At 54.4% G+C, this 10,346-nt stretch carries 10 protein-coding genes, 1 other RNA gene and 1 pseudogene; 6 read left to right on the top strand and 6 right to left on the bottom strand.

Annotation, left to right across the window (positions count from 1 at the left end):
- Window positions 1-1,142: pseudogene (locus ACOVRA_RS03790) on the bottom strand (aminopeptidase); the annotation flags it as partial.
- A 238-nt stretch (window positions 1,143-1,380) separates the two neighbouring features.
- Between ACOVRA_RS03790 and ACOVRA_RS03785 the strand changes: the two are divergent.
- Window positions 1,381-2,949, top strand: coding sequence for an AMP-binding protein (locus tag ACOVRA_RS03785; RefSeq protein ID WP_421719131.1), 1,569 nt, complete (start codon window positions 1,381-1,383; stop codon window positions 2,947-2,949).
- 18 nt (window positions 2,950-2,967) lie between these two features.
- On the opposite strand, the gene ribB is transcribed toward ACOVRA_RS03785, so the two are convergent.
- From ribB to ACOVRA_RS03770, 3 genes are all read right to left on the bottom strand, one after another.
- A complete protein-coding gene (gene ribB / locus ACOVRA_RS03780; protein WP_421719130.1) occupies window positions 2,968-4,269 on the bottom strand; it encodes a 3,4-dihydroxy-2-butanone-4-phosphate synthase in 1,302 nt (433 codons plus the stop codon).
- A 138-nt stretch (window positions 4,270-4,407) separates the two neighbouring features.
- The gene (locus ACOVRA_RS03775; RefSeq protein ID WP_421719129.1) at window positions 4,408-4,731 is read right to left on the bottom strand and encodes a hypothetical protein; all 324 of its coding nucleotides are present in this window, start codon (window positions 4,729-4,731) and stop codon (window positions 4,408-4,410) included.
- Between the two features lie 93 nt (window positions 4,732-4,824).
- Complete coding sequence (locus tag ACOVRA_RS03770) at window positions 4,825-5,079, bottom strand: hypothetical protein (protein WP_421719128.1); 255 nt, start codon at window positions 5,077-5,079, stop codon at window positions 4,825-4,827.
- Window positions 5,080-5,214: 135 nt separating this feature from the next.
- Between ACOVRA_RS03770 and ACOVRA_RS03765 the strand changes: the two genes are divergently transcribed.
- From ACOVRA_RS03765 to rnpB, 5 genes are all read left to right on the top strand, one after another.
- Window positions 5,215-5,982 carry a TerB family tellurite resistance protein gene (locus tag ACOVRA_RS03765; protein ID WP_421719127.1) on the top strand — a complete coding sequence of 256 codons (768 nt, stop codon included), beginning with the start codon at window positions 5,215-5,217 and terminating at the stop codon, window positions 5,980-5,982.
- 81 nt (window positions 5,983-6,063) lie between these two features.
- Window positions 6,064-6,273: a hypothetical protein gene (locus tag ACOVRA_RS03760; RefSeq protein WP_298228980.1), complete on the top strand. Its 210-nt coding sequence runs from the start codon at window positions 6,064-6,066 to the stop codon at window positions 6,271-6,273.
- A 131-nt stretch (window positions 6,274-6,404) separates the two neighbouring features.
- Window positions 6,405-7,292: a DMT family transporter gene (locus ACOVRA_RS03755; protein ID WP_421719126.1), complete on the top strand. Its 888-nt coding sequence runs from the start codon at window positions 6,405-6,407 to the stop codon at window positions 7,290-7,292.
- A gap of 9 nt (window positions 7,293-7,301) precedes the next feature.
- Window positions 7,302-8,195 (top strand): N-acetylmuramoyl-L-alanine amidase, encoded by an 894-nt coding sequence (locus tag ACOVRA_RS03750; protein WP_421719125.1) that lies wholly within the window; start codon window positions 7,302-7,304, stop codon window positions 8,193-8,195.
- A 21-nt stretch (window positions 8,196-8,216) separates the two neighbouring features.
- Window positions 8,217-8,635: RNase P RNA component class A (rnpB, locus tag ACOVRA_RS03745), an RNA gene on the top strand.
- A gap of 345 nt (window positions 8,636-8,980) precedes the next feature.
- Here rnpB and ACOVRA_RS03740 read toward each other — a convergent pair.
- Entirely contained in the window at window positions 8,981-9,784 is an 804-nt protein-coding gene (locus ACOVRA_RS03740) for a hypothetical protein (RefSeq protein WP_421719124.1), read from the bottom strand.
- 85 nt (window positions 9,785-9,869) lie between these two features.
- Window positions 9,870-10,346, bottom strand: a 477-nt coding sequence (locus ACOVRA_RS03735; protein ID WP_421719123.1) for a hypothetical protein, incomplete at its 5' end; no start/stop codon positions are given.

Genomic DNA, 10,346 nt, shown 5'->3' with positions numbered 1-10,346 from the left:
GTGTGCGCAATGCTCTTGGTCGAATAGGCCGACCATAAGGGATCGCCTTCCTTCGGGAAGAAGCTCATGGCCATGACATCACTGGCACCTGGCTGTTTTACGGCCATCGCGTCCCAGATGAATTTGCGCGAGCCTGCCCACGCAAAGTCACGCACATTTTGCGCCTTAAAGCGCCACGTCTTGGTGGTGGTTGCTTTGGCTTTTTCCGCTGCTGCTGCTTCTTGCGGCGTTACGATATAGACGGGGTCGCGATAGCTGGCGCGCGCTTTGGCCATACGCTCTTGCTGGGCAGGCGAGAGGATTTCACTTGGATTGACCAAGTCGCCTGTCGAAGAAATGGCAAAGTCGGCGGGCACTGTGATGGCGACTTCATAATCGCCAAATTCGAGGGTGAATTCACCCCGACCCAAGAAGCTCTTGTTATGCCAGCCTTCATAATCAGAATAGACGGCCGCACGTGGGAACCATTGGGCGGCGAGGAAGATGCAATTGCCGTCCTGATCGGACTTGGTGAAGCACTCATAGCCATTACGACCGCCGATGAGGCGGGAATCGCGCATGGGCAGGGTCCAGTCCACTTTAAAGGCGACACTTTGGCCGGGCTTTAAGGGTTCTGCCAAATCAACGCGCAACAGCGTGTCAACCACATCAAAGACGAGGCCCGCACCGGAAGGATTGGTCACTTTGGTGATGGTAAAGCCACCTTCAGTGTCGCGGATCGCTTGGGCGCGGCGGACTTGATTGAAGCTGATCCGACCGGCTTCGTCGGTCGTCTGCGTCATTTCGGCGATCGAATTCTTCTTGACGTCATTCTGATCCAACATCAGCCAGAGATAGGTCAAGGTGTCGGGCGAATTGTTGGTATAGGTGATATCGGCGGTGCCGCTCAGGGTCTTGGTGGCCTCATTCAGGCTGACATTGATCTTATAATCGACCTTTTGCTGCCAATATTTGTGGCCGGGTGCACCCGACGCGGCGCGATAATCATTGGGCGTAGGCGCATCTTCTGGGTCAAGCTGGCGAAACTTATCTTGGAAGTCGCCTTTGGTTTGCTGAACAGCTTGCGCCAGAAGAGGTTGGGAGGCCACAACCGCACACAAAACAGCGATCAAAGAGGCCCAGAAATAACGCACAGTTTTCATGTTACCCTTCTGACATGGGTATTGCCTGAATCTCAAGAGCAGCACTGATTTTTGCGGACATGGCTTGCCCAAAGCAGCCGTTGAACACGGCAAATTGAGCGAAAAACGGCGCGCTATTGCTGAAACAAATTGCAATCTCGTGTGATCTCGTTAGCTTCGCGCGGAAGCCGGCGGTCAAAAACAGGGCGATGAAACGCCCCAAGCCGGTAAACTTGGAAACGCATTCTAGGACCCCATCATGCCTGTTCGCCCTTATGATGTTGCCCGTACGCGGCGCACTGTTTTTGATGCCTTGGTAGAAGCCCGGGGTCGGTTTGGTGGCAAAAAAGAAATCCTAGAAGATGCCGACCGTGCGCCTTTAACTTATGATCGACTGGTTTTGGGCTCGTTCGTTTTAGGCCGAAAACTAGCCGGTTTGACCGAGCCCGGCGAGAATGTCGGCGTTTTGATCGCCAATTCGGCTGGCGGTATGGTCGCTTTGTTTGGTTTGATGGCCTTTGGCCGCACCCCGGCGATGTTGAACTTTACGGCGGGGGTGAAAAACATCCGCGCCGCCTGTAGTGCCGGCCAAGTCCGCACCATTCTGACCGCGAAGCGCTTCGTGGAGCAGGCCAATTTGAACGGCCTCGTCGAAGATCTTCAGAAAGATTATAAGATTGTCTATCTGGAAGACGTGCGCGAGAGCCTGACAGGTCTCGACAAGGCGCGCGGCCTGCTCGATGCGACGGCACCTTTCTTAGCGCGGGTCAAAACCGATCCTGATTCGACTGCCGTGATGCTGTTTACCTCAGGCACCGAAGGTATTCCAAAGGGCGTCGCGCTGAGCCATGCCAATCTGGTTGCCAATGTCGAACAAGTGGCTGGCCATGTCGATTTGAACCCAGAAGACATCGTCTTCAACCCGCTGCCCATCTTCCATTGCTTTGGTCTGACGGGCGGGACCTTCTTGCCACTTCTGCAGGGCATGAAGTGCGTGTTGTTCCCCTCACCGCTTCAAGCCAAGAATATCGTCAAAATGGTGCGCGAGACCCAAGCGACCATCCTGTTTGGTACCGACACCTTTGTGAACCAATATGCCCGCCAGGCTGACGAAGGTGATCTGAACAGCCTGCGCTTTATCGTCTGCGGCGCGGAGCGGGTGAAAGAAGAGACTCGCCAAATGATGTTGTCGCGCTTCAATGTGCCCATCGTGGAAGGCTATGGCGCGACCGAGGCTTCGCCAATTATTGCGGTTAATACGCCAGATCATAATAATCGCCCCGGCACCTGTGGGCGCCTCGTTCCCGGTATTGAGTGGAAGCTAGAAAGCATCCCCGGCATTGATGGCGGCGGAAGGCTCTATGTCCGTGGCCCCAATCTGATGCGTGGCTATGTGCGCGTCGATGCACCGGGCGAAATCCAGCCTTTGCCCGGCGGTTGGCATGACACAGGCGATGTGGTTGCCATCGACAAGGATGGCTTCTTGACGATTAAGGGCCGCGTGAAGCGCTTTGCCAAAATTGGCGGCGAAATGGTGTCGCTGACGGCAGTGGAGAATTACGCCACCAGTTGCTGGCCGGACAATCTCCACGTCGCGGTTGCGGTCAATGACCCGAAAAAGGGTGAGCAGATTATCCTGCTGACCGACTGCGACATTGCGGAGCGTTCTGACCTCTTGGCCTGGTACAAAGCCAATGGCGCGGCGGAATTGGCACTGCCAAAAAAGATCATGAAGATCAAAGAAGTGCCACTATTGGGCACAGGCAAGATTGACTATGTCAACGCCCAGCGCATCGCACAGGAAAAGCCTGAAGCTGTGGGCGCCTAAGCCGCGCCCACGCTTTTTCTACCGGCTATCGACGTCTGAAATCTCAATGCCGAAGCCGCTAAGGCCCGCAAATTTGTGGGTCGAGCGGGTCAGCAATTTGATCGAGTGGACGCCCAAGTCGCGCAGGATTTGTGCGCCGACCCCGACTTCGCGCCAAGTCTGCAGACGACGGGTTTCAGATTCGGTTTCCTGGTGCTGTTGGAATGGCACACCGACCGTACCATCGCGCAGATAAACCAGCACACCTCGGCCCTCGTTACGGAAGGTTTCCATCGCCGCTTTGATGGCAGGCGCACCGCCAAACACATCCTTGACCACATCGGCGCGGTGCAAGCGCGTGGGAACGTCTTCGCCAGCGCCAATCTTGCCGACAACGAAAGCAAGGTGATGCACCGGATCAAACGGCGTTGAATAAGCAAAGCCTTGCACCGGCCCATTTTCGGTTTCGACCGTAAAGCTCGACACCCGCTCAACCAGCTTCTCACGCGACTGGCGATAGGCGATCATTTCGGCAATCGAGACGTGCTTCAGATTATGGGTCGCGGCAAAGGCTGCTACTTGGGGACCGCGCATGACGGTCCCGTCGTCATTCATCATCTCGCAAATGACACCAACTTCTGGCAAGCCCGCCATACGGCAAAGGTCAACGGTCGCTTCTGTGTGGCCAGTCCGCACAAGGACGCCACCATCGCGGGCAACGAGCGGGAACACGTGACCGGGGCGCACAAAGTCGGCCGCACCAATATTGGGATTGGCGAGTGCCCGACACGTATTGGTGCGATCTTCTGCCGAGATACCCGTCGTGGTGCCATGGCGGACATCGACCGAGACGGTAAAAGCCGTCGACAGAGGCGCATCATTATTAGCGACCATGGGGTCCAAGCGCAGCTTCCGTGCGATCTCACGCGTCAGAGGTGCGCAGACAATGCCGGACGTATGGCGCACAATGAACGCCATCTTCTCGGGCGTGCAAAGGCTCGCCGCAACAATGAGATCACCCTCATTCTCGCGATCATCATCATCGGTCACCACAATGATCTCGCCAGCTGCAAAGGCCTCAATGGCGGCTTCGACGCGCGCATGAGGCGGGGGCGTGCGGCCTGCCGAGGCCACACCAATGTCGACCCCTGCCCGCATCAAAATCTCGCTCGGTGTTGTCTTGAGCACTAAAGCCAAAGGGCCAGCATGGGCCGCCTTGAATTCAAGGGCACCTGATAACAAGCGGCTGGCTGCCGAGCGATCACGCCCAATGGCCGCGCCAATATCTTCTTGGGTGGCCCCAACTTCCTTCATGCGATTGCGAAACCAGACGACGTCCATCAGCTCACCTCCAGCATTGCGCAAAAATCGCACAAATTTGATGCCTGCTGGCTATATCGTGCGAAATTCACACACGTCTAGTGATGTTAGCAGTTTGGGCTCCAGCGCTGGACGCCTGCGCGATGCCCCGGTGACGACCTAAAGCTTGCCAGTCATGCTTTGGATGATTTGCCAACCCGCTTGAGCCTGTTGGCGGGTTTCGCTGGGCCAACCAAGATAGGCAAAGCTGATCGCGGCAATGGCTAGCCCCACACAGGTCATGAAACTAGCAAACCCGCTGGAGGGTTGCTCTTCTGTTTGGTACTTCCTGCGCATCACAGGATCATAGTCGATTTTGTACAATTTGGGCTTACGCTCCGACATATAGTGAAGCGCAATAATGAGGCCGGCAGGACAGCTGAGGGCCGCCACGTGAACCATGGAAACCATTTGTTTAAACGTATAGATCAGGTCGTAAAACAAGGTCACCTCCTCGAGGATAGACCATTTTAGCTAAAATGTGCAAATGTAAGGTTAGTATTTAAGCTCAATAAATCATTGACACGAACGACTGCATTAGTGCGGCAGAAAATAACGCCCATAGCTAGAAATTGCCACCACAACCAAGACACAAAGACCGACAGGGGCTATCCAAGTGTTGCTGCTTTTAGCCTCTAAACGGCGTCCTACTCGATAGTTTTCTGGCTCTTTTGTTCCCATCTTGGACGCCAGAGTCAAAACAATCACAAAAAATACTGGAATAGTGAGCAAGAAACTGACGGGTACACCAGCCTGTACAGCGATCCATTCGACATCCAAGTATTTGTTCATACGGTTTTTCCTCCTTTCCAGAACTGTATAGTAATACCGAAAAACAGGCATTTCTAGCCCCATATGGTTAATTGCAGAGGAAAAATTTTAGTCGAGGGGTCGTGCGAAAGTCCAACGGCGTGCTAAGGATACTTCATGTCACTTTGGAAACGACTCTTAGATCTCGCAGGCAACGCCTTCCACCACGCTGCCCCAGACGTGGGCCCCGCTGATCCATGTTCGCCAGATCCGGGTGACATGGAATTTGCCGCCGCTGTTGTTGCTCTTGCTGCCAAGATGGCGCGGGCTGATGGCAAGTCTACGTTAGATGAAGCGGCAGCCTTTCGGGCAGCCTTTCCAATATCACCGGACGAGCGTCCGATGTTCGATAAGCTGTTCGCTTTGGCGCAGGAGACGGTGCATGGCTATGAGGGCTATGCACGGCGAATTGGCAAACGCTATGTCGCCAAGCCGTGCCTGCTTGAGGATGTATTGGACGTCTTGTTTTCGGTCGCCGCAGCCGATGGCGCGATCACCGACGGCGAATTGACCTATCTCACGCGCGTGGCAGAGCTGTTTGGCTTTACGGAGACTGAGTTTGCTCGGCTCTCAGCCCCCTATTTTCCAGATCGCGCGCCAGACCCTTATACCATGTTGTCGGTGTCTATTCAGGCCAGCGACGAGGATATTCGCAAAGCTTGGACACGCTGTGTCGCAGAGAATCATCCCGATAAGTTCATCGCGCGCGGCGCGCCTGTGGAGTTTATCAGGGCCGCACATGAAAAGACGGCGGCGATTAATGCCGCTTATGCCCAGATTAAGTTGAGCAGAAAGCAGAAAGTTGGCACCGGAAACGCCCGAGAGTCCGGCCGTGCGCACTCCGAATCCGCAAGAGCGTATCAAAACGCACCAGTGGGATCATAAAACTGGGTACAAACACTTGACGTTAAGCTTTTCAGTGCCAATCTCTCACACATGCGTTCATTCTCTCACACCGCCCTGGCTATGTTTCAAAGCACCATCGCTTTGGTTTCCGGCTTACTGATCGTTTCAGCGTTGTTCTTTGGCGTGATGGCTATGGCAATTGCTGGTCTTGTGATTGGCTTTGCAGGTGCCGTGCTCGCAAACTTCCGCCCACCCGAGACACGCGCCGTTGTGACCTTGGAAGCGCGCCGGACGGGTCGGGGCTGGAGCGTGGATCCTTCGGGCCGCTAACACGCATTTTTCATCATCACTTTGAGTCGCGTGTCCAGCACGCGCGCAAACCTGCCGTGCGCGGGTGTTTTGACACACGCCTGTGTAGCAAACCATTGACCTCAAATTGCTGACTGTGAAACGAGACATGCATGCGTCCAGCCGATTTCCTTTTATTGTTTGCTTGCTGTGTCGCGTGGGGCTTAAACCTGCCGTTGACGCGCTGGCTGGTGGCCGATATTCCCCCGATTTTTCTGGCAGGCATTCGCTTCTTGGGGCTAGCCATTCTCTTGTCGCCATTCTTGCGACCCTTCCCGAAACAATTCGGCCTCGTCTTTGCCATTGCCATGTGTATCGGCGGCGTTCATTTCGCCCTGCTCTTCTTAGGCCTCCAAGCAGCACCTGCCAGCGCAGTCGCCATCGTGGGCCAGCTTGGGCTTCCCATCGTCACCATCTTGTCGATCCTGTTCTTGAATGAAAAAGTGCGCTGGCGGCGAACGCTCGGCATGACTTTGGCTTTTGCTGGCGTGATCGCAATTCTCTATCAACCCGGCAAATTCAGCTTTGAGATCGGTCTGGTCTATGTCGCTGCCTCGGCCTTTGTCGGGGCCACTGGCTCAATCCTGATGAAGCGCTTGGACCCCATTCCTGCTCTCAATTTGCAAGCCTGGGTCGGCCTTTTGTCGATCATACCGCTTTTTGGCCTCTCTTTTGTTTTGGAGACCAATCAAATCCCATCGCTTCTAAAGTCCGAATGGCATGTTTGGGCCGGGATCGTGTTTTCGATTGTCGTCGTGTCCATCTTTGGACATTCGGCCTATTATCAACTCGTCAAAAAATACGACATTACCTTGCTGGCCCCCTTGACCCTGATGACACCTGTGATCGCCGTTGCAACCGGAGTGCTGGTCTTGCATGAGCCGATCACGCTGAAGCTGATTATTGGGGGTGGCCTCACATTGGCGGGTGTGTTCTTAGTAGCAGCTCGAGAAAACAAAAGCTTGCCCAGCGACGCGGTGGCGCAGGCCAAAACAGGCTGAGACTGTCCGATGTTTGGTAATCCTATTTCTACCCGCCAGCCGCGCCAAAGCCGGACCCGAAAAATGATGCCGCTTGAAATCATCCAATCCCCCTCGCCAAACTTCGATGAGCGCAAGCGACCTATCCGCTTCGTGGTGCTGCATTATACCGGCATGCAAAGTGCCGATGCGGCTTTGCGAGTGCTGTCAGATCCCGCGCCGATGCGCACCGCTTACTTAAACGATATCCCGACCAACCCGCTGTTGCCCGATGGCACGCCCGCGCCCAAGACGCTGGTTCCCTCCCCCATGAGCCGGGTGTCGAGCCATTATCTGGTTTATGAGGATGGCCGCATTTTCCAGCTTATCGATGAGTCCAAACGGGCTTGGCATGCCGGTCGTGGCTTTTGGGATGGCGAGTCGGATATGAACTCAGCCTCGATCGGGATTGAGATCGCCAATGGCGGTGATGATTTCGGCCTGCCGGACTTTCCAGAAGTCCAGATTGAACGCGTCATGGCTCTGGTCGCCGATATTGTCAGCCGCCACGGGTTGGACCGCCAACATGTTATCGGACATTCCGACCTTGCCCCGATGCGCAAATCTGACCCTGGCGAGAAATTTCCTTGGAAGCGCTTTGCGGAAGCAGGCCTGTCCATCTGGCCAGAGCCTGCCTTGGAAGATGGCGATCAGCGCAATTTGTTTGATGTCGACGGCATGATGGACCGGGGCATTGCGGCTGTTCAAACTGGGCTTGGCACCATTGGCTATGGCGTTACCGTCAATGGCATTTTGGATACTGAGACCCGCGCGACCTTACGCGCCTTCCAGCGCCGCTTCCGGCCTAGCAAAGTCGATGGCTTCATCGATGTGGAAACTGTCTCCCTCGTCGGCCGTGTGGCTGCCATCTTGCGCCCTGCCTAGCTTTGCCGCATGAGTGCGGCGTCAGACGGTCGGGCGGCCGCTCTTGCAAGGCTTGAAAAGGCGCAAGGGAGGAAAGTCCGGGCTCCACGCAAACATGGTGGCGGGTAAGGCCCGCCGGGGCGCTGCATTCGGGCAGGGCTTCAGGGATAGCGCCACAGAGAATAGACCGCCTGTCCGGTCCTTGGATCAGACAGGTAAGGGTGAAACGGTGGGGTAAGAGCCCACCGCTCCGACCGTAAGGAAGGAGGCATGGCAAGCCCCACCAGGAGCAAGACCGAATAGGGACACCATGTGGCAAGCTTAGCTTGTCACGGCTCGTTTGTGGGTTGGCGTGTCCGGGTAGGTCGCAAGAGGCCTTGCGCGAGCAAGGTCCCAGATGAATGGTCGCACAGAGGGATCAAACCCTTGGACAAAACCCGGCTTATAGACCGTCTGACACTTTTTTCTGCGCAAGCCGGGAGCAATGGGCAAAAACGACTTTGTCGATACGCCGTAGGCGCGCCTATGGCGCGATCCACCCAGTGACCGTCTCTTTGCGCGCAGTCTGATGCAGCGTCACACTGTCTTAGACACGGCGGCGCTGGGATTCAATGACGGCGGGGCGGAAGATGGTCACGAGGTGTTTCCCCACAAATTGCTGCACCTATGCAGAATATTCCAAAGGCCTGACAGAGACGCAGAGAGCGCTTTGACTTTCTACTAGCCATTTTTTCCCAATTTCGAAAACAAAGAAGCACAATTGGCTTCCAGAAAAATCAGCAGAAAGCAGATTTAAATTATTTTTTTCAATGTCTTATTATATCCACAGCACCCTTGCTGCAGTGGTCCAATTCCTTAAGTTTAGGCTTGGTTTCAAACCTATTTGGGCCCCCGACGATCATAGGTGGTAAATCGTTTGGTTTGATGCTTCCCATTTTCGCGCTGATTAAGCTAAGTCCGCCTTCGTCTTGTGCACCTTCAGGCAAAGAATCTGCCATAAGTGAGCCTGAGAATTCAATGTTCCATGAACGCAGGTTCTCCGAAGTTGGAAGCCAAACGCCATATTTATAAACGACACTCTTCAAGTCTTTGTTTTTACGCATTTCACTCCAGCACAATGGGTCAAGCATAACCCCTTGGTGAATTAACATATCATCGGATATGCCCGCGGACTTGTACACATCCCGTATTGCCTTGTCCGCTCGACTTTGAATCGTGAGACTTTCGAGACCAAATCGGGGGGAAAGATAGGCAACGTCATAGGAATCTGCATAATGGAAACCCAGTAACGCTCCATTCTCGACAGTTCGGGACTGGCTAGCAAGGAATACGAACGGCATACATGCCGACAAGCAAAAATCATCGACTTCAACCGCAATGTTTCGAGCTTGGATTACCGCGGCAAGTTTTGCGCCTGGTTCTGGCCATCCACCACCACTGCGGATTTTTATTCGCGATATTTTGTCGGGTCCATTTATAACATTGATTGCGTTGCTGACGTTTTCTTCTGTTATGGTGCCATCAAATATTAGCGTCTTGCCATGGTGTGATTCACGGCTTTCGGCTGAACAAGAAGCAGACGCAAGTGCTAGGAAAAGAGAGGCAAACATGCCGCAATTGGAACGAAAACAATTTGCCACTCTTTAAGTCCTACTGAAAAGCAACCCGCAAAATTGGATTGATAATTGATCCGCGTCAGAGCAATGGACTCCTCACTGCTAGTTGCATTTCATCAATGGAATGTACCATGGTCAAGCAATTCTTGAGAACGCTGGCGTTGGGCCCCTTAGCCAGATCGCCTATAACGGCTTCAGGTCGCACTTCGCTTGCCTTGTAGCCACCTGACAATTGTTTTTGCGCAAGCTGGGGAGACAAGGGGGGCGCTACGCGCGTCGGCGAAGCCGATTTCATCCCTTGACACCCCATGTTGCGCGCTGAAACTTGAACGAAGCCTTTGCCTAGGCAGAGCCTGTGGCAAAGGCTGTCTAAGTCGAAAAAGCTAAATCCAAAACGAAGGCGACCAAGTTGGTGCAGTCCTGTCGGACCGCACCCTACGGCGCGGCGCGCATTGTTTTTCCCCGGCGCAAACAAAAAGGCCAGAGCGTAAGCTCTGGCCATTGTCCGATAAAGTCGGGAAGAGATTACAGCCCCAAGACCATCTTGGCGATGATG

The sequence above is a fragment of the Aquidulcibacter sp. genome, from assembly GCF_049239865.1.
GTDB lineage: Bacteria > Pseudomonadota > Alphaproteobacteria > Caulobacterales > Aquidulcibacteraceae > Aquidulcibacter.
The sequence above is the reverse complement of the archived record's forward strand: the minus strand, read 5'-3'. Positions and strand labels throughout refer to the sequence as shown.